This window comes from Cohnella sp. GCM10020058 (genome assembly GCF_042683485.1).
Taxonomy (GTDB): Bacteria; Bacillota; Bacilli; order Paenibacillales; family Paenibacillaceae; genus Cohnella.
On the sequence record NZ_JBHUJV010000017.1, the window covers coordinates 162,418 to 181,646 of the forward strand.

General features: G+C 62.1%; 21 protein-coding genes. All 21 read left to right on the top strand.

Annotated features, from left to right (window positions below; genetic code table 11):
- Positions 1–4 precede the first annotated feature (4 nt).
- A complete protein-coding gene (locus tag ACFSR7_RS28170; protein ID WP_378167409.1) occupies positions 5–934 on the top strand; it encodes an ABC transporter permease in 930 nt (309 codons plus the stop codon).
- A gap of 24 nt (positions 935–958) precedes the next feature.
- Positions 959–1,912: an FAD binding domain-containing protein gene (locus tag ACFSR7_RS28175; RefSeq protein ID WP_378167411.1), complete on the top strand. Its 954-nt coding sequence runs from the start codon at positions 959–961 to the stop codon at positions 1,910–1,912.
- Entirely contained in the window at positions 1,903–4,173 is a 2,271-nt protein-coding gene (gene pucD / locus ACFSR7_RS28180; RefSeq protein ID WP_378167413.1) for a xanthine dehydrogenase subunit D, read from the top strand. The genes ACFSR7_RS28175 and pucD overlap by 10 nt, the downstream gene beginning before the upstream one ends.
- Before the next feature lie 25 nt (positions 4,174–4,198).
- The gene (locus ACFSR7_RS28185; protein ID WP_378167415.1) at positions 4,199–4,705 is read left to right on the top strand and encodes a (2Fe-2S)-binding protein; all 507 of its coding nucleotides are present in this window, start codon (positions 4,199–4,201) and stop codon (positions 4,703–4,705) included.
- A complete protein-coding gene (locus ACFSR7_RS28190) occupies positions 4,702–5,193 on the top strand; it encodes a nucleoside deaminase (protein WP_378167417.1) in 492 nt (163 codons plus the stop codon). Before ACFSR7_RS28185 ends, ACFSR7_RS28190 begins: the two co-directional genes overlap by 4 nt.
- Positions 5,190–5,711, top strand: coding sequence for a 2-oxo-4-hydroxy-4-carboxy-5-ureidoimidazoline decarboxylase (uraD, locus tag ACFSR7_RS28195; protein WP_378167419.1), 522 nt, complete (start codon positions 5,190–5,192; stop codon positions 5,709–5,711). Before ACFSR7_RS28190 ends, uraD begins: the two co-directional genes overlap by 4 nt.
- A gap of 16 nt (positions 5,712–5,727) precedes the next feature.
- On the top strand, positions 5,728–6,078 hold the full coding sequence (gene uraH / locus ACFSR7_RS28200) for a hydroxyisourate hydrolase (RefSeq protein ID WP_378167421.1): 351 nt from the start codon (positions 5,728–5,730) through the stop codon (positions 6,076–6,078).
- Between the two features lie 38 nt (positions 6,079–6,116).
- Positions 6,117–7,511 (top strand): allantoinase AllB, encoded by a 1,395-nt coding sequence (allB, locus tag ACFSR7_RS28205; protein ID WP_378167423.1) that lies wholly within the window; start codon positions 6,117–6,119, stop codon positions 7,509–7,511.
- A gap of 2 nt (positions 7,512–7,513) precedes the next feature.
- Positions 7,514–8,770, top strand: coding sequence for a Zn-dependent hydrolase (locus ACFSR7_RS28210; RefSeq protein ID WP_378167425.1), 1,257 nt, complete (start codon positions 7,514–7,516; stop codon positions 8,768–8,770).
- A 6-nt stretch (positions 8,771–8,776) separates the two neighbouring features.
- The gene (locus ACFSR7_RS28215; protein ID WP_378167427.1) at positions 8,777–10,024 is read left to right on the top strand and encodes a pyridoxal-phosphate-dependent aminotransferase family protein; all 1,248 of its coding nucleotides are present in this window, start codon (positions 8,777–8,779) and stop codon (positions 10,022–10,024) included.
- Positions 10,025–10,639: 615 nt separating this feature from the next.
- A complete protein-coding gene (locus ACFSR7_RS28220; RefSeq protein WP_378167429.1) occupies positions 10,640–11,671 on the top strand; it encodes a zinc-dependent alcohol dehydrogenase in 1,032 nt (343 codons plus the stop codon).
- Between the two features lie 3 nt (positions 11,672–11,674).
- Positions 11,675–12,508, top strand: coding sequence for a sugar phosphate isomerase/epimerase family protein (locus ACFSR7_RS28225; RefSeq protein WP_378167430.1), 834 nt, complete (start codon positions 11,675–11,677; stop codon positions 12,506–12,508).
- A gap of 115 nt (positions 12,509–12,623) precedes the next feature.
- Complete coding sequence (locus ACFSR7_RS28230; protein ID WP_378167432.1) at positions 12,624–13,727, top strand: stalk domain-containing protein; 1,104 nt, start codon at positions 12,624–12,626, stop codon at positions 13,725–13,727.
- Between the two features lie 173 nt (positions 13,728–13,900).
- Complete coding sequence (gene ylxM, locus ACFSR7_RS28235; protein ID WP_378167434.1) at positions 13,901–14,263, top strand: YlxM family DNA-binding protein; 363 nt, start codon at positions 13,901–13,903, stop codon at positions 14,261–14,263.
- A gap of 70 nt (positions 14,264–14,333) precedes the next feature.
- Positions 14,334–15,719 (top strand): signal recognition particle protein, encoded by a 1,386-nt coding sequence (gene ffh / locus ACFSR7_RS28240; RefSeq protein ID WP_378114857.1) that lies wholly within the window; start codon positions 14,334–14,336, stop codon positions 15,717–15,719.
- A 42-nt stretch (positions 15,720–15,761) separates the two neighbouring features.
- Entirely contained in the window at positions 15,762–16,034 is a 273-nt protein-coding gene (gene rpsP / locus ACFSR7_RS28245; protein ID WP_378167436.1) for a 30S ribosomal protein S16, read from the top strand.
- 29 nt (positions 16,035–16,063) lie between these two features.
- Positions 16,064–16,297, top strand: a complete 234-nt coding sequence (locus ACFSR7_RS28250; RefSeq protein ID WP_090117411.1) for a KH domain-containing protein — start codon at positions 16,064–16,066, stop codon at positions 16,295–16,297.
- A gap of 120 nt (positions 16,298–16,417) precedes the next feature.
- Positions 16,418–16,942, top strand: coding sequence for a ribosome maturation factor RimM (gene rimM / locus ACFSR7_RS28255; protein ID WP_378167438.1), 525 nt, complete (start codon positions 16,418–16,420; stop codon positions 16,940–16,942).
- Between the two features lie 2 nt (positions 16,943–16,944).
- Positions 16,945–17,760: a tRNA (guanosine(37)-N1)-methyltransferase TrmD gene (trmD, locus tag ACFSR7_RS28260; protein WP_378167440.1), complete on the top strand. Its 816-nt coding sequence runs from the start codon at positions 16,945–16,947 to the stop codon at positions 17,758–17,760.
- A 236-nt stretch (positions 17,761–17,996) separates the two neighbouring features.
- Positions 17,997–18,338, top strand: coding sequence for a 50S ribosomal protein L19 (rplS, locus tag ACFSR7_RS28265; RefSeq protein ID WP_090117408.1), 342 nt, complete (start codon positions 17,997–17,999; stop codon positions 18,336–18,338).
- Between the two features lie 123 nt (positions 18,339–18,461).
- A complete protein-coding gene (gene lepB / locus ACFSR7_RS28270; protein ID WP_378167442.1) occupies positions 18,462–19,199 on the top strand; it encodes a signal peptidase I in 738 nt (245 codons plus the stop codon).
- Positions 19,200–19,229: the final 30 nt, after the last annotated feature.

A 19,229-nucleotide genomic window follows, 5' to 3' on the forward strand; every position in this document is an offset into this window, starting at 1 on the left:
GACCATGGACACATTCACGCAAATCGTCATCGCCGCGATCTCTTCCGGCACGCCGCTGCTGTTCGCAGCGCTGGGCGGTATCCTGATCGAACGCTCCGGCATCATTCAACTCGGCGCGGAAGGCATCATGCTGCTCGGCGCCGTCATCTCCTGCATGACGTTCATCCGCACGGGCAGCTTGCCTCTGGCGCTGCTCGCGGTCGCAGGTATCAGTATCGCGCTTGGCCTGGTCCATGCCTTCATGACGGTAACGCTCAGGGCGAACCAGACGGTGAGCGGTCTTGCGATGACGCTGTTCGGCACGGGCCTAAGCGCCTATATCGGCAAATCGGTCGCCGGTACGCCGATACCGGGCTCGGTGCCGAAGCTCGATCTGAACTTTTTAGACGGCGTACCGTTTCTGGGCGACGTATTCGGCCACTTGAACGTGCTCACCTGGTTCAGCTTCGTACTGGTCGTCGTCCTTCACTTGTTTATTCACCGCACCTCCTGGGGCTTGCACCTGCGCGCCATCGGCGACAATCCGGCGACAGCGGACGTCATGGGCATCCGCGTACAGACGTTCCGCTACGGTTATGTCATCGCCGGCACCATCCTGATCGGCCTGGCCGGCGCCGACATGCTGCTCGCCTACTCGCCGACTTGGACCGAAGGGATGACCGCCGGCCGCGGCTGGATCGCCGTCGCGCTCATTATCTTCGCCCGCTGGAACCCGGTGCGCGCGCTGCTGTGCGCCTACTTCTTCGGCGCGATGGACACGATCGGCTTCAAGATTCAATTGATCGGCAGCGAGATCCCGTCTTACTTCCTCAAGATGATTCCTTATATCGTCACGATTCTCGTGCTCATGTACCTCGGCTGGCGCAGCCGCAACAAGCTGTCCGGCACACCGCAATCGCTGGGGCTGCCATATATCCGCGAACAGCGATTCTAGCAGCGTCAAAAGGGGGAGCGCGCGATGGCAAATCCGCATGAAGAGCTGATAAAGTCTCCCTGCGTATGGCATCCTTCGACCGCCGGCGAGGCTTGGCGGCTGAAGCGGGACATCGGAGCGGGAGCGGTATTCGTCGCGGGAGGCACGCTGCTGCGAACGCAATGGGAAGCGGGGCTCGCCGCGTATCCCGCTCATTTGATCGATCTGTCGGGCGTGGCGGAGATGACCGGCGTCAGACCGTCGGACGAGGGGTGCGGAGGCTGGCGGATCGGCGCGCTGGCGACGCTCGCGGAATGCCGCAGTCATCCAGGCCTTGCAGCGGCGTATCCGCTTGTGAAGGAAGCCGCGCGCGTCATCGCTGCGCCGTCCGTCCGCCATCTGGCGACGATCGGCGGCAATGTGCTTTCCCGCACGGGGGACATGGCGACCGCGCTGCTTGCGCTGGATGCGGCGCTCGTCTGGCTGGATGGCGCGGGCACGCATGCCGAACCGCTGTCGGCTTGGCTAGACCGGGAGCGAGCAGGCTCGGGCGGCGCGTCCGGTTTGCTGACGGCGATTCTGCTGCCGGCCGTCTATCGTATGTCCACGAGTTCGAAGACAAGGCGTATTTGCGCTTTTCATAAAGTCGGCCGTCGCGAAGCCTTTATCCCGCCTGTCGTGAACGTCGCGCTCAACGTCTCGTTCGGCAAAGGCGGTTCGATAGCGGACATCGCGATCTCGGCCGGCGGCGGTACGATGATTCCCGCCAGGTTGGCAGCCTCTGAAGCGCTGATAGCGGGCCAAGTGCCCGACGCCGCACTGCTCGAGTCGCTGCACGCGGCGGTCAAGGACGAATATGCGCCCAGGCCCGATCCGTTCGTCGGCGAGGCATATCGGCGGATGACGGCGGCCAATCTCGCCGCGGCCGCGATCTGGAAGGCGAGCCTCGATGATCGCGCCGATCGCGCACCGGGTGAGGAGGGGACGCCATGCTGTTAAATCGCGCCGCGAGCGGCCGCCGTTGGCGCATCCGTCCAGACGGCGAAGGCAAAGTAACGGGCAGGCTGGCATATCTGACGGATCTGTCGCTTCCCGATATGCTGATCGGCCGCGTGCTCCGCAGCCCGCATCCGCACGCATACGTCCGCAGCGTTGACGTATCCAAGGCGCTGGCCATTCCCGGCGTACACGCGGCGCTTACGGCAAAGGACGTGCCGGGGCTCAACCGCTTCGGCATCGCCCGCCCCGACTATCCGGTCTTCTGCGAGGATCGCGTCCGCTTCATCGGCGATGCCGTCGCGGCCGTTGCCGCAGCGTCCGCCGAGCTTGCGGAGCTCGCGCTTGCGGCGATCAAGGTCGACTATGAGCCGCTGCCGGTCGTCGACGATCCGGAGCGCGCCATCGAGGACGGCTCGCCGCTGCTGTACCCCGAGGGCAACGTGTTCCACCGCAACGGATACAAGTTCGGCGATATCGAGGCCGGCTTCGCCGAAGCCGCGCATGTCGTCGAGGAGACTTATTCTACGCCCAGGCAGATGCATACGTATATGGAAACCGAAGGCGGCCTGTTCGTGCCCGGCGAGGACGGCAGGCTGACGGCTTACTCTCCGACGCAGCACGGCTTTATGGACCGGATGCAGCTGGCCCGCATCCTGGCGAAGCCCGAGACGGACATTCGCATCGTGTCCAGCCCGATCGGCGGCTCGTTCGGCGGCAAGGACGAGCTGAACGTGCAGCCGTACGGCGCATTGCTGGCGCTGGCGACCGGGCGTCCGGTGAAGCTTCACAACTCCAGATGGGAGTCGGTTCGCGCCGGGCTCAAGCGACATCCGATGAAAATTACGATGAAAACGGGCGTTGACGCCGACGGACGGCTCGTTGCGCATCGGGCCTATGTCATCGCCGACAAAGGGCCGTATTCGACGCTTGGCGCGGAGGTATTGAACTTCGCGACGGAGCATGTCGTAGGTCCCTATCGGTTCGAGGCGGTCGATGTGGACACTGTATCGGCATTCACGAACAACGGGATGTCCGGCGAGTTCAGAGGTTTCGGCGGCAACCAGGCGATCTTCGCGCTGGAGGGACAGATGGATCGGCTTGCCGCGTTGCTCGGCATGGATCCGTGGGCGTTCCGGCGCCTCAATCTGCGGCGGGCGGAGGACCCGGGACCGCTCGGACAGCCGATCTCGGTGACGGACGGAGCCGCCCAGGTGTGGGAATCGCTTGCGGCAAGCGCGCTCTGGCGAAGAAAAAGCGAGACGTCTTCGCAGCCGCCGTCCGCGCCGTGGCTCAGGCGCGGCATCGGCGCTGCGTACGTTATGCACGCCGCAGGTCTTGGCGTCGGCATTCCCGATCCTGCGGGCGGGCGGCTGCAGCTGCGGGGCGACGGGAGGATCGAGGCGATCTTCGGCTACGAGGAATTCGGCCAGGGTCTTATCGCATCTCTTATGCAAATGCTGATCGAGATGTTCGGCTTCGCCGAGCGCGACATTGTCATCACGATCGGGGACACCGACGTCGTCCCTGACAGCGGCTCCACGACCGCCTCGCGCGCGACAAGCATGATGTGGCAATCGCTTCGCCGGCTGCGCGGTCCCTTTTCCGGCAAGCTGCTCGAAGCCGCTGCGCGCGCGCTCGAGTTGCCCGCGGATCGGCTTGCCCTTGGAGAAGACGGCATACGCGGCGCGGAGGACGACCGGCTGCTCATCACGTACGCCGAGCTGGCCGCGCTGGCCGAAGCTGCGGGGCAGCCGATCGCGGCGCAGACGCAATTCAACTATCCGACGTCACCCGTCGAACGGGTCGGCGCGCATTACATGTACTCTTACGCAGCCGTCGCGGCGGAGGTCGAAGTGAACACGCTGACCGGACGCGTGCATGTCGTCGAGCAATATCATGCGGTCGCCGCCGGTCCCGTCGTCAATCCGCAGGGCTACCTCGGTCAGATCGAAGGTGGCAGCAGCATGGCGCTCGGCTTCGCACTGACGGAGGAGGCGGCTATGCGCAGCGGTCATTATTTGACGAAAAACCTGGACACCTACCTCGTGCCGACGATCGTCGAGCAGAGCGGAACCGTGGCGGTGGACGCGATCGAGGAGCTGCCGGAAGGCGACGAGCACGGTCCGAGGGGGCTTGGCGAGCTGGGTTCTGTAGGCTTGGCGCCGGCGATCGCGGAGGCAGTCTTTCAGGCCACGGGCAAGCGGGTGAGCAGGCTGCCGATCGATCCCGCGCTGCTGCAGGAGCCGATCCGCTTCAAATGATCCATGTCAAAAGGGGGCGAGCCGAATGAGCGAGAGTGCGCCGGTATCGGCGGCGTCAGTCCTCCGTTTGAACATCAACGTGAACGGCAATGATGCGGCGCTGGAAATACCGCAGGCGAAGCGGCTGCTGCATGTGCTGCGGGACGATCTCGGACTCACCGGTACAAAGCGGTCCTGCGAGATGGGTCGCTGCGGCGCTTGCATGGTGCTCGTCGACGGCAAGCCGGTCAATTCGTGTCTGGCGATGGCCTATCAATGCGCCGGCAAAAAGATCACGACGATCGAGGGCTTGTCCGAAGATGGCTTGACGCCGGTGCAGCAGTGCTTCCTCGAGGAGGGCGGCTATCAATGCGGCTACTGCACGCCGGGCATGGTCGTATCCGTTACGGCGCTGCTTGCGGAACATCCGTCGCCGAGCGACGCGGATATCGAGGAGGCTTTGTCCGGCAATCTGTGCAGGTGTACCGGCTACGGCGGCATCCGGCGGGCCGTTCAAAAAGCGATCGCGCTGAAAAAGGAGCAAACGGGATGAACGGTAAGGAGAAGGAGCTTCATCTGTTTTATATCCGCAAATGCGTCGAGGTGTCGCGGCAGGCGCGGTCGGCGGGCAATACGCCGTTCGGCTGCGTGCTCGTCGGGCCGGAGGGCGAAGTGCTCATGGAGCAGGGCAATATCGAGATTACCGGGCGCGTCTGCACCGGTCATGCGGAGACATCGCTCATGCAGCGCGCATCGCACGCGTATCCGAAACCCTTTTTGTGGCGCTGCACGCTGTATTCGACGGCCGAGCCCTGCGCCATGTGCGCGGGAGCCATTTATTGGGGCAACGTCGGAAGGGTCGTATATGGCATCTCCGAGCAGCGGCTGGCCGAGCTGACGGGCGACGACGAGCAGAATCCGACGCTCGACATGCCCTGCAGGGACATTTTGGCAAGCGGGCGCAAGCCGATCGAGGTCGTCGGTCCTTTTTCCGAGATTGAACAAGAAGTCGTAGCGGTTCACGAGGGATATTGGAAATGAGCGGCGCAGCGAACGGCAAGTTGTCGCTGTCGGACGTAAACGGACTTGACCGGGCTGCGTTCGTCGAAGCGCTTGGTAGCGTGTTCGAGCATTCGCCATGGGTGGCGGAGGCGGCTTGGGCGGGTCGTCCGCATGGTTCGGTCGCTGCGCTTCACGAAGCGATGATGGATGCCGTCCGCGGTTCGCCGAGGGATCGGCTAATCTCTTTTTTACGGGCTCACCCGGATCTCGGTACGCGGCTTGCCGTCACGCCTTATTCGGCATCGGAGCAATCCGGAGCGGGACTCGACCGCCTGACGCCGGAGGAATACGACGCCTTTTCTAGACTGAACAAAACTTACGTGGACCGCTTCGGATTCCCGTTTATTCTCGCGGTGAAAGGCAAGGACAAGGGAGAGATCCTGGAAACGATGCGGTCGCGCGTGAACCGTGACGCGGAGGAAGAGGTGACGGAGGCGGTTGCGCAAATCACGCGTATTACGGGCTTCCGGCTCGCGGACCTGGTGGCAGACGAATAGATGGGAGGCGGCTTGCGTGAGCGGCAAACTGACGACGCACGTACTCGATACGTCGATCGGACGACCGGCAGCCGGCATGCGGGTGCAATTGTACGGCATCGGGGACGGCGATTCGGCGCGGACGCTTATTAAGGAAGCCTTCACGAATGAGGATGGCAGGCTCGATGCTCCGCTTCTGGAGGGCGACCTGCTTGCAGAGGGAACTTACGAGCTGCTTTTTGGCGTCGGGGATTATTTTCGGGGGAACGCGCATGCGTTTTTCTTAAGTCAGGTGCCGATTCGTTTCGAGGTGTCGGAGCCGTCGAGCCATTATCATGTCCCGCTGCTCGTCTCGCCCGGCGGCTACAGCACGTACCGGGGGAGTTGAAGGACGGGGCTGCCGGAGGGGGAAGGGGGAGATGAACGGTGGGGATTAGCTACGATCTGATCGTAAAAGGCGGATATGTCGCGCTGCCGGATCAAGCGGTTTTTCTCGATATCGGCATCAGAGACGGAAAAATTGCCGCGATCGGCGCAGAGTTGTGCGCAAGCCCGGATACCGAGATCGTCGACGCGTGCGGGAAATGGGTGCTGCCGGGCATGGTGGACGCGCATGTGCATCTGAACGAGCCGGGCATGGGGCACTGGGAGGGATTCGCGTCAGGTTCCGCTGCGCTGGCGGCCGGCGGCTGCACGACGTTCGTCGACATGCCGCTCAACGGCCTGCCCCCGACCGTGAACACGGAGGCGCTGGCGATGAAGGCCGATCGCGCCGCAGGCGTATCGAGCATTGACTACGCTTTTTGGGGCGGGCTCGTGCCGGGCAATGCGAACGACCTTCAGGCGCTTCACGCGTCCGGGGTCAAAGCCTTTAAAGCGTTTATGTCCGATCCGGGCGGGGAAACGGAGGACCGCTTCCGCGAAGTGGACGATCTGACGCTGCTGGAGGGCATGCGAACGATCGCTTCGTTCGGCGGTCTGCTCGGCCTTCACGCGGAGAGCGATGCGATCACCTCCCGACTCGCGGCTAAGGCGGCCGCCGAAGGCAGGACGGACGCGGCGGCTTTTATCGCCTCGCGTCCGGTCGTCGCGGAGCTGGAGGCAGTGAGCCGCGCGCTGCTGTTCGCGCGCGAGACGGGCTGCCGTCTTCACTTCGTGCACATGAGCAGCCCGGAGGCGGTGGAGCTGATCGCGCAGGCGAAGATCGAAGGGCTCGACGTCACGGCCGAGACTTGTCCGCATTATCTCGCGCTGAGCGATCTGGACATGGGGCGGATCGGTCCTGCCGCCAAATGCGCGCCTCCGATGCGCGACGATACGCGGCGCGAGCGGCTGTGGCAGCAGGTTGCCTCGGGCCTGATCGACGTGATCGCCTCGGACCATTCGCCTTCGCCGGAGGCCTGGAAGTCGATGGAGGGACGCACCTTCATGAGCGCCTGGGGCGGCATCGCCGGCGCGCAGAGCAGTCTGGAGCTGATGCTGGACGAAGGGGCGGTGAAGCGCGGGCTTCCGCTGACGGTCATTGCGAGGCTGACGGCCGACGGACCTGCGAGGCGGTTCGGATTGGACGGCCGCAAGGGACGGATTGCGGTCGGCTTTGATGCCGATCTGGCGATCGTCGATCCTGCTGCCGCTTATACGTTGAAGCGCGACGACCTTTACCAACGCCATCGCCATAGCCCTTATATCGGAAGGACATTTTCCTGCAGGGTCGTAAATACGTTCGTGCGCGGTCAACTGGTTTATTCGCTGAAAAACGGCGGAATCGTTCGAGCGGGCTGCGGCGAGCTGCTGAGTCCGCTCAAGGAAAGGGTGAGCTGAAGATGAGTCTGTCCGACATTCCGGTCCATGCGTTAAATGAAGAGATCGTAACGCTGCTCGCCGAGATGGCCGTCCATACCGACGAGCCTGAAAAGCCTGGCGTCACCAGGATGCTGTATGGCGTGTCTTGGCTAAGCGCGCAGTCGGCGCTCGCCGCCCGCATGGAGGAAGCGGGACTTGCGGTCCGGTACGACAATGTGGGCAATCTTTACGGACGGCTCTCCGGGAAACGCGACGGCGAAGCGGCCGTCCTGACCGGATCGCACATCGATTCGGTGCGGCATGGAGGCACATTCGACGGCGTTTACGGCATTGCCGCCGGCATCGCGGCGCTTGGATATTTGCGCCGGACGTACGGGAAGCCCCTGCGTCCGCTTGAAGTCGTTTCTTTTTGCGAAGAAGAGGGGAGCCGGTTTCCGATCGCCTATTGGGGCTCCGGCAACGCGACGGGCCTCTATGACTGGCAGCAGGCCGGTGGCTACAAGGACGAGGACGGCATATCCCTCGAGGAGGCGATGCAAGCTTCCGGCTTCGGCCGTTCAGACGGCCCGGAGTGCCGGCTTGCGCCGCTCGCGGGTTTTGTGGAGCTGCATATCGAGCAGGGGCTCGTGCTCGAGCATCGCAACCGCCGGATCGGCATCGTCGAGACGATCGTCGGGCAGCGCAGGTATGCGCTGTCGATCGAGGGAGCGGCCAATCATGCGGGCACGACGCCGATGACGCTTCGTCAGGACGCGCTCGCGGGCGCGGCGGAGATCGCGCTCAAGCTGGAATCGCTCGCCTCGTCGTGGGGAGAGCCGCTCGTCGCTACGGTCGGCAAGATCGAAGCGCGGCCCAATACGCCGAACGTCATCCCCGGTTTCGTGGAGATGACGCTCGATATCCGCCATTCGGACGAATGGAGCTTGTCGGCTTTTTCCGACCTCGTGCTCAGCGAAGTTCAACGGATCGCGGACCGGCGCCGGCTGCGGCTTGCCGTGACGCCTTGGCTCGCGACCAAGCCGGTGCCGATGAGCGAACGGCTGACTGCTCGCGTCGAGGCGGCATGCGCCGGACTGTCGCTCACCTACCAGCGTATGGTGAGCGGCGCCGGCCATGATGCGCAGCTGATGGCGCCGCTGTGTCCGACGACGATGATTTTTGTGCCGAGCCGCGCGGGAATCAGCCATTCGCCGGATGAATACACGTCGCCCGAGCAGCTCGCCGAAGGGGCGGCCGTGCTTGTTTCCGTCTTGTACGATCTGGCCTATAAGGAGTAGATTTTCATGAAAAACTATGCTGAATTGTCCCCTTCGCCCCGCACGATCATGACGCCCGGCCCGGTCGAGGTCGACCCCCGCGTGCTGCGGGCGCTGTCCTATCCGATTCTCGGCCAGTTCGATCCCGAGTTCACCGCGCTCATGAACGATACGATGGAAATGCTGCGGCACGTATTCCGGACCGGCAATCGATGGGCGTATCCGGTGGACGGCACGTCGCGTTCCGGCATCGAGGCGGTACTTACGAGCTTGATCGAACCCGGCGACAAGGTGCTGGTGCCGATCTACGGACGGTTCGGCCATCTGCTGCACGAGATTGCGGAGCGCTGCGGCGCCGAAGTCGTGACGCTTGCGCAGGAATGGGGCCGGGTGTTCGATCCGTCCGATATCGCGGACGCGATCCGGCGCGAGCGGCCGCAGCTCGTCGCAATCGTGCACGGCGAGACGTCGACGGGCCGCGTGCAGCCGCTGGACGGCATGGGCGCCGCTTGCCGCGAGACGGACGCGCTGCTCGTGGTCGACGCGGTCGCGACGCTCGGCGGCGTGCCCGTGGAAACGGACGCCTGGCTGCTCGACGCCGTCGTCGGCGGCACGCAGAAGTGTCTGTCCGTGCCGTCGGGCATGGCGCCGATCACCTACAACGCGCGCGCCGAAGCGAAGGTGCTCGCCCGCAAGCGGGTGGAGCGCGGCCTTCGCGTCCCCGGCATGTCGGGCGCCGAGCCGGAGGAAGGGCGTCGTTTCATCCAGAGCAATTATCTGGATCTGGCCCAACTGCAGGATTACTGGAGCGCCGCGCGGCTGAACCATCATACGGAGATGACCAGCATGCTGTACGGGCTGCGCGAAGGGCTGCGCCTCGTGCTGCAGGAAGGACTGGAGGCGCGGTGGGCGAGACACCGCCATCACGAGGCCGCGCTCGTCGCGGGGCTGGAGGCGATGGGCATGCGCCAGTACGGCGACCCGTCCTGCAAAATGGCGGTGGTGACCTGCGTGGAGATACCCGAAGGAGTTGACGGCGAGTCGGTGCGCGCGATGCTGCTGTCGATGTTCGGCATCGAGATCGCCAGCTCCTTCGGCCCGCTTAAGGGCAGGATCTGGCGCATCGGGACTATGGGCTACAGCTGCCGTCGGGACAACGTGCTCCATCTGCTTGGCGCTTTCGAGGCGGCGCTCTTGCGGCACGGCGCGCAGGTCAAGGCCGGTGCGGCTTTGCAGGCGGCGCTGGACGTGTATGAGGCGGGCGAGGCAATGTGAGAGATTCGCAGAAGCGCATCGCAAGGATGCCGCTCCTAAGCTTCTTGTGCGGAGTTAGCTCGCGTGCTCCGGAGAAAAACGGCAGCACCGGTCGTTTTTGGAACGAACGAGACTTTACAACAGGCGTTAGCGCCCATTTTCGCTGATCGGCACAGTCCGAGGTGTCGCGGAGATGGCGTTAACGCCTTTTGGGCTTATTGCCAGCTTCCCGATCGATCCGGGAGCGCGATCATGTCTTTTTGCGCGTTCGGCACAGCCTCCGGCGGCGCGATACGGCGCTAGCGCCGTATCGCGCTCATCGTACACGTTACCGGTTTTTACCGTACAACCGGCGCCTGGGGCTTGCGATTTGCCCGGAGTTACGCGGTTCTACCGCACTCGTGGCTTGTGCAGCCGATGTTTTGCCGGAGTTATACGGTATTGCCGTACAACCGGTGCCCGCAGCGAGGTTTGGGGGAGAAAGTCTGAACGCCAATCTATCGCGTTTTGAACCGCACCTGAAGCGAAGGGGGGAGTTTAAAAGGCGAAGGCAATTTGCTATAATAAATCTTATAAACGCGCGTTCACATCTATTCAAGCTAACATGCTTTTGCGACAATGGAGGTGCAGTGGGCAATGAAGACGGTCAAAGCCTTTGGGCCGCAGGATCTGCGCGTCGTCGACGGCGTCGAGCCAGAGCCCGGACCCGGCGAAGTGCTGGTGGAGACCCGGGCCTGCGGCATTTGCGGGTCTGATAAATGGTTTTGGCATGTCGAGGCGCCCAGCGATTATGTAGCCGGACATGAAGCGGCCGGCGTGATCGTCAAGGCCGGTGCCGGCGTGACCGACCTCAAGCCTGGCGACCGGGTGGCGGTAAACAATGTAAAAGGCTGCGGCGAATGCGAAGAATGCCGGGCTGGACGGTTCGTCCGCTGCGGCGGCGCGCCGCTCGTCCATATGGGATTCGGCTTCGCCGAACGAATGGCGGTGCCCGCGCGCAACTGCCTGCCGCTCGATCCGGCGATCAGCTTCGAGCAAGGCGCGCTGCTGTTCGACAACTGGGGCACGCCCTACGCCGCGCTAAAACGAACGCGTCTCGGCGCGGGCGACAGCGTGCTCGTAACCGGCTGCGGCCCGATCGGACTGGCCGCGGTTGCGCTTTGCAAGGCAAAGGGCGCCGCCGTGGCGGCGGTCGATCCGATCGCGACGCGCAGGGAGGCTGCGCTGCGTCTCGGCGCGTCGATCGCCGTGTCTCCGGACGAAGCCGCAGCTTGGCGGCTGCGTGCATTTTCGGGCGAATCCGGCTTCGGTTACGGCGTCGACTGCTCGGGCAAGACGGCTTCCTACGAGCTTATCTTCGAGCTTATCGCGATCGGAGGCACGGTCGTCACGATCGGCGAAGGCGCGAAGTTCGCGCTGGATTCGAGCCGCCTTATCCATAAGCATCTCACGCTGCTAGGATCGCTGTATTCCTCGATGGAGGACGGGGCCGAGCTGCAGCGGATGGCGGTTGCGGGCGAACTGGACCCGCTCGCTTTCGTAACGCATCGGTTCCGTCTTGCGGATTTGCCGTCCGAATTCGGGAAGGTCATGGGCGGCGACGGCGCATTGTTAAAGGCAGTCGTTCTTAACGACGAACCATTCGAAAACGAACCGGGGAGGATGTAAAACATGCGACTGGGCAGCCAGCTTTTCGGAGATACGAGCACCCCTGAATCATGGGTGAGAGAGGTGCTTAAGGGCGGATACCGGTCCGCCGTATGCCCGGATTTGACCGATACGTCCGACGACGTCGTGCGCGCTTATGTGCGAGCTGCGGAGGAAAGCGATATCACCATCTCGGAGGTGGGCGCCTGGAGCAATCCGATCAGTGCGGACGAGACGGTCCGGCAGGAGGCGATAGCCCATTGCAAGCGGCGGCTTGCGCTCTCGGATACGGTCGGCGCGCGCTGCTGCGTCAACATCGCCGGGTCTCGTGGCGAACAATGGGACGGACCGCACCCGGACAATTTTTCTGACGACACCTTCGCGCTTATCGTAGACACGGTACGCGAGATTATCGACGCCGTGCGTCCGACGCGCACGTATTTCTCGCTGGAGACGATGCCGTGGATTTTCCCGGATTCCGCGGACACTTATCTGGCGCTGCTGAAGGCGATCGACCGGAAGGCGTTCGCAGTCCATTTCGACCCGGTCAACATGATCGCAAGCCCGAGAATCTACTATAAGAACGGCGATATGATTCGCGATTTTTTCGCCAAGCTCGGTCCGTATATACGCAACTGCCATGCCAAGGATATCAAGCTGGCAGGCAAGCTGACGGTGCATCTGGACGAGGTCGTGCCCGGTCGCGGCGCGCTGGACTATCGGACCTTTCTTAGCGAGCTGAGCAAGCTGGACCCCGATACTTCGCTGATCGTCGAACATTTGCATGCGCCCGAAGAAGCCGAGGAAGCGGCTCGCTATATCCGGTCGGTAGCCCGAGAGCTGAATATTCCTTTATAATAATAAATGGACGAAATCGCTCAAGGGGTGTAACTTTTGGACGCGCCGGCGCGTCAGTGACCATGCAAGCGCTTGATCACTGCGCTATTCTCGGGTTCAGAAGGGAGTCTCACTTATGAAAAAACAAAAATGGATCATCCTCGTGACCGCGGCCGGTCTGCTCGCGACGACGGGCGCCAGCGCGGCTGGACTTATCGAAAAAGTAAGCGGCCAGCTCCGCGGCGATATCGCCGTTACGGTCAACGGTGAAAAAACGGAGCTCCATCCGGTTTATATCGACGGCAAGGCTTATATTCCGGTCCGCGACGCGGCTGAAGCGTTCGGCTACGGGATCTCTTGGAATCAAAAGCAGCTGGCCTTGACGAGCAAGAACGCGCCGGCGGAAGAGGCCGAGTACGCGATGACTTCCGGCGTCGTAGCGAGCGCGACCGCGACCGCGGACGGCGGCGTCAGACTCGAGGTGCTCGGTACCGGACCGAACGCATGGATCATCCTGACGGCCGACGCCAAGTCGGTCGTCACCGGCGCGGACGGCAAGAAGATCGCGGCCGGCGGCCTCAAGGCGGGCATGCATATTATCGCCGAATACGGCCCGGCCATCGCGATGAGTTATCCGGGGCAATCCCATGCCGCGTCCGTAACCGTGACGGCAGAGCGGCTGGTCAAGGAGCAGGCGGTCTATTCCGTGGAAAAAGCGGACGGCGGCTGGCGGATTCAATTCTCCGAACTGAAGAACGGCGTCGATACGCCCGTGCTAACCCTCCAATCCGGCAAGGAAACGCGCCTCGTCGACAAGGAAGGCCGCTCTGCCGATTGGACGCAGATCAAGCCGGGCACGCCGGTTCGCGCTTATTACGGCCCGACGATTACGGGCGGAGAGGTCGCGGCGCTCGATACGGTCGTCGTGCTGGAGCAGCAGCCTACCGCCGAGCAGATCGCGGCTTATCGCGAGATCGCCTGGAAGCTGGTGCCTGCCGAGCAACTGCCGCATCTGCTGACTAAAAAGGAAGAAGCCCAGGTGGCCGTGATCGAACCTGACAGCGCAGGTCTTATGGCTGCCGACGAAGCTGCCAAGAAGCGCGTCGATGCGATCAAGGCGGCCGGCGGCAAGCTGATCGCAGTCAATTACAGCACGGATCAAGACGCATTGATCGGACCGCTGACGATCGTATTCGATCCCGAGACGAAGCAGCTGGTCGGATATTTCATTAGGCGGTAAACAATAGGCGTTAATCGTCTTGACCGCCGGAACCCATGGCCTCCTTATCGGAGGCGTGGGTTCTATTTACTGTGTTAAGGTATTTGCCTTGACAACGTCGGGGCGAAAGCTTATGATTGTTTTCGGACGCGGCGTGTCAAGTCGTTTCCCTTGACAGCATAGGAGTGATCGTGATGCAAGGAGAGCGCGCACTCGCGAAGACGACCCGGATGAACATGCTGTTCGATTTTTACGGGCCGCTGCTGACTGACAAGCAGCAGACGTTTCTGAAGTTTTATTACCACGACGATTACTCGCTTGGCGAGATCGCTTCGGACTTCGACATCAGCCGACAGGCGGTCTACGAACATCTGAAGCGGGCGGAGCAGGCACTCGAGGGGTACGAGGACAAGCTCGGACTCATGGCGCGGCATGTGCGGCTGCACGGCTGGCTCGAGACGCTCGACCGGCAGATCGACGGGCTCCCGGAGCCGCATCGCGAGGCGCTGGCCAGGACGGCCGCAGGTTTGCGCGGAACGGAAGACGGCGAGCTTTGAACGCGAACCCGACAAATGATATGATTGAACGAATAGATGCGAGATTTTCGAAGAAGGGAGGGACCGGCTTATGGCATTCGAGGGATTGACGACAAGGCTTCAAAATGTGTTCGGCAAGCTGCGCGGCAAGGGCAAGCTGTCCGAGGACGACGTCAACGAAGCGATGCGCGAGGTGCGGCTGGCGCTGCTGGAGGCCGACGTCAACTTCAAGGTCGTCAAGGACTTCATCGCGAAGGTGAAGGAGAAGGCCGTCGGCCTGGAAGTGACGAAGAGCTTCACGCCCGGCATGGTCGTGGTCGACATCGTCCACAAAGAACTGATCGAACTGATGGGCGGTACGCAGTCCAAGCTGGCCAAGTCCAACCGGCCTCCTACGGTCGTTCTGATGGCAGGCTTGCAAGGCGCGGGCAAGACGACGCTCGTCGGCAAGCTTGCCAAGCAGCTGCAGTCGCAGAACCACAAGCCGCTGCTCGTAGCCGGCGACATCTATCGTCCCGCCGCGATCAAGCAGCTTCAGGTGCTCGGCGGACAGATCGACGTGCCGGTGTTCTCCCTGGGCGACCAGGTCAGCCCGGTCGAGATCGCCCGGCAGGGCGTGGCGCGCGCCAAGGAAGAGGGCCGCGACTACGTGCTTATCGATACCGCGGGCCGTCTGCAGATCGACGAAGCGCTTATGGAAGAGATCAAGCAGATTCACGCGGCGGTCAATCCGGACGAGGTGCTGCTGGTCGTCGACGCCATGACCGGACAAGAGGCCGTCAACGTGGCCAAGAGCTTCCACGATCAGCTTGCGCTGACCGGCGTCGTGCTGACCAAGCTTGACGGCGACACCCGCGGCGGCGCGGCGTTGTCGGTCAAGGCGGTAACGGGCTGTCCGATCAAGTTCGCCTCCACGGGCGAGAAGATCGACCAGCTCGAGGCGTTCCATCCCGACCGGATGGCGTCGCGGATTCTCGGCATGGGCGACATGCTGTCGCTTATCGAGAAGGCCCAGACGAACATCGACGAGGAGAAGGCGAAAGAGCTCGAGCGCAAGATGCGTACGGCCGAGTTCACCTTCGACGATTTTCTCGAGCAGATGGAGCAGGTTCGCAAGATGGGACCGCTCGACCAGCTGCTCGACATGATGCCCGGCATGAACAAGCTGAAGGCCAATCCCAACTTCAAGATCGACGAGAAGCAGATCTCCCGCACCGAGGCGATCGCCAAGTCGATGACGAAGGCGGAGAAGCAGAAGCCCGACATCATCAACTACAGCAGGCGCAAGCGGATCGCGGCCGGCAGCGGCACGAACGTGGCCGACGTGAACCGGCTGCTCAAGCAGTTCGAGGACATGAAGAAGATGATGAAGCAATTTTCCGGCATGATGGGACCGAAGGGACCCAAGGGCGGGATGAAGGGCCTCAAAAATCTGCTCGGCGGCAAAGGCGGCAAGGGCATGAAGTTTCCTTTCTGATCCGCAAGGATCGAGATCTCGTTAAGGAGGTGAAAGTTTAAAATGGCAACTCGCATTCGTCTTAAGCGTATGGGCGCTCACAAAGCCCCTTTCTATCGCGTGGTCGTAGCTGATTCCCGCTCCCCGCGCGACGGCCGCTTCATCGAGGAGATCGGTATCTACAACCCGGTCGCTCAACCGGCCGAAGTGAAGATCGACGAGGAGAAGGCACTGAAGTGGCTGCAATCCGGCGCGCAAGCGTCCGATACGGTCCGCAATCTCCTGAGCAAAGCCGGCGTTCTGAAGAAGTACCACGAATCCAAGCTCTCGAAGTAAGACGTCGGATTTCCCGGAGGCTAACGGCCATGGAACAACTCATACGGGTTATTGCACAGGCATTGGTGGATCATCCGGAAGACGTACGAATTCAGGTCAAGGAAGACGCGCGAGGCCTGGTGTACGAGCTTACCGTTCATCCCGGCGATGTCGGCAAGGTCATCGGCAAGCAGGGGCGGATCGCGAAGGCGCTGCGCACGGTCGTCTCGTCCGCTGCGGTCAAGACCCACAAACGCGTCATCGTGGACATCGTATCCGAATAGCAGGCAGCTGAAGTCCGGGCGCGCGAACAGCGTACCGGGCTTTTTCGTCCTTATGGGCCAACTGTTGCCGTATGGGCAGGCAGCGTGTCGGGATATTCTATTGTAAAAGGGGGCGTTCCCTTGTCAGAGCAACAACTGTTGAACGTCGGCAAAATCGTCAATACGCACGGCGTGCGGGGCGAGATCAAGGTGTGGCCGCAGACGGACTTTCCGGACGTCAGGTTCCGCGCGGGCAGCAAGCTGCTCCTCGTGAATCCGGAAGCCGGCGGGCAGCCTTCGGAGGTCGAGGTCGTCAGCGCCCGCGAGCAAAAAAACATGTTCGTAGTCCGGCTGAAAGGCTGGGACGACATTAACAAGGTCGAGAAATACAAGGGCTGGGAGCTGAAAGTCGAAGCCGAGCACCGCGTGGAGCTGGAGGAAGACGAGTACTATCTGAGCGATATCGTCGGCTGCGCGGTCGTCACCGAGGAAGGCGAGGAGCTTGGCTTCGTCAAGGAGATTCTGTCCCCCGGCGCGAACGATGTGTGGGTCGTCAAACGTCCGAAGGGCGGAGATTTGCTGCTGCCGTATATCGACGATGTCGTCAAGGAAGTCGACGTCGCCGCCCGCAAGGTCAAAGTTCATCTGATGGAAGGATTGCTCTGACGATGCGCGTAGACGTTTTGACGCTTTTTCCAGAGATGTTCGAAGGCGTGTTCGGCAGCAGCATCCTGGGCAAAGCGCGCGATCGCGGACTCGTCTCCCTGAATACGGTGAACTTCCGCGACTACGCGAACAACAAGCACAACACTGTCGACGACACGCCCTACGGCGGCGGGGGCGGAATGGTGCTGAAGCCGGACCCGATCTTCGCGGCCGTAGAGGCGGTTACTGGACGGACGGTGCTGACAGAACCCGGCAACGACGAAGCCGAGAGCGTCATGCCTGCTTCGGAGGCGGAGAGCTCGCGTCCGCCGCGCGTCATTCTCATGTGTCCGCAGGGAGAGACCTTCACGCAGGCGAAGGCGCAGGAGCTGTCCCGGGAGGCGCATCTCATTTTCATCTGCGGCCATTACGAGGGCTATGACGAGCGCATACGCAGTCACTTGGTGACGGACGAGCTGTCCATCGGAGACTATGTGCTCACGGGCGGAGAACTGCCCGCCATGACCGTCGTGGACGCCGTCGTCAGGCTGCTGCCGGGCGTGCTGGGCAACGAGAGCTCCGCCGTTACCGATTCGTTCAGCGACGGCCTGCTCGAATACCCCCACTATACCCGTCCCGTCAATTTCCGCGGCCTCCAGGTGCCGGACGTGCTGCTATCGGGCCATCACGCCGAGATCGACAAGTGGCGTCGGCAGCAATCTCTGCTGCGGACGCATGCGCGCCGGCCCGAGCTGCTGGACCTTGCCGAGCTGACCGACAAGGAGAAAAAGTGGCTTGAGACTGCGGTACAGGAGCGGAGCGATGGCGACGCTCTTTGAGCTTTGGCATTTTTGCCTGGCGATTCGCCGGCGATCGTCTGCTAGAATAATTAGAACTTGAATGCGGCGGTCGTTTATGATAGAATTTCAAATGTTGTGTATGTCGGAGCCTATGTTCGGCCTTGTGCCTCAGCGCTGCGGCATGATTAATCGGGCGGTCCTCTGCAAGCTAAGATCCGGATTCGAATATTCGGGGAGCGGCACGAACGTCTATGGCGGAAGGAGGGGACACCCCCATGAGTCTGATTCAAACGATTACGCAAGAGCAACTGCGCAAGGACATCCCGGCTTTCCGTCCTGGCGATACGCTGAAGGTTCACGTTAAAGTCGTCGAGGGTTCCCGCGAGCGGGTACAACTGTTCGAAGGCGTCGTGATCAAGCGTCGCGGCGGCGGGATCAGCGAGACCTTTACGGTTCGCAAGATTTCCTACGGCGTCGGCGTCGAGCGTACTTTCCCGGTTCACTCGCCCCGCATCGAGAAAATCGAAGTGGCGCGTCGCGGTAAAGTTCGCCGTGCGAAGCTCTACTACCTGCGCAACCTGCGCGGCAAGGCAGCTCGCATCAAGGAAATTCGATAATGAAAAAGCAAGGGGGCTTGGCATTCGTTCAAGCCCTCTTTTGCGTTCTTCGCGTTCTTCGCACAAGTGAAATACATACCCTGGGACGGGTATATTTAGCTGAGGCAGAAAAGAGGCGAGCTTATGGATCAATCTGACAAACGGAATGAATGGGAGCAAACGGAGACCGCGTTCGGCGATTCGTCCGTACCCGGCTCGCCTTCCGGGCAGACCGTTCCGGAAGCTTCCCCCGGCGAGCCCGGCTCGAACGGTGCGTCTCCGCCCGCGCCCGGCGCCGGAAAGTCCAAGGCCGGCAAAGAAGCCGTCGAATGGGTCAAGGCGCTGGCGATCGCCGGCGTGCTCGTCGTTCTGATCCGCTGGCTGCTGTTCAACCCTTTTATCGTCGACGGCGAGTCGATGCAGCCGAACTTCTGGAACGGCGAACGTATCATCGTGAACAAAGCCCTGTACGACATGCGCAAGCCGAAGGCCGGTGAAGTCATCGTCTTTCACGTGCCGGACGAGCATAGGGACTATATCAAGCGGATCATCGCCGTCGGCGGCGATACTGTCAAGGTTCAAGGCGACGACATTTACGTCAACGGAACGAAGATAAAGGAGCCGTATTTGCAGGATACGTACGAGGAAATGCACGCCTCGGGGCAGCTGTACAACGAAGAAAAGTGGAGCAGCGATTTCCCGAACGAAACGTTCCCGGACGGCAAGGTGCCTGACGGCATGCTGTACGTCATGGGCGACAACCGTCCGAACAGCAAGGACAGCCGCATGATCGGCTATGTGCCGATCGACCGCGTCGTCGGGCGGGCCGAACTCGTTTTCTGGCCGCTCGACAAGATCAAATATATCGGCAAAGGGTATTAAGCCGAATCTGACGCGATGCGTCTTGGCCCA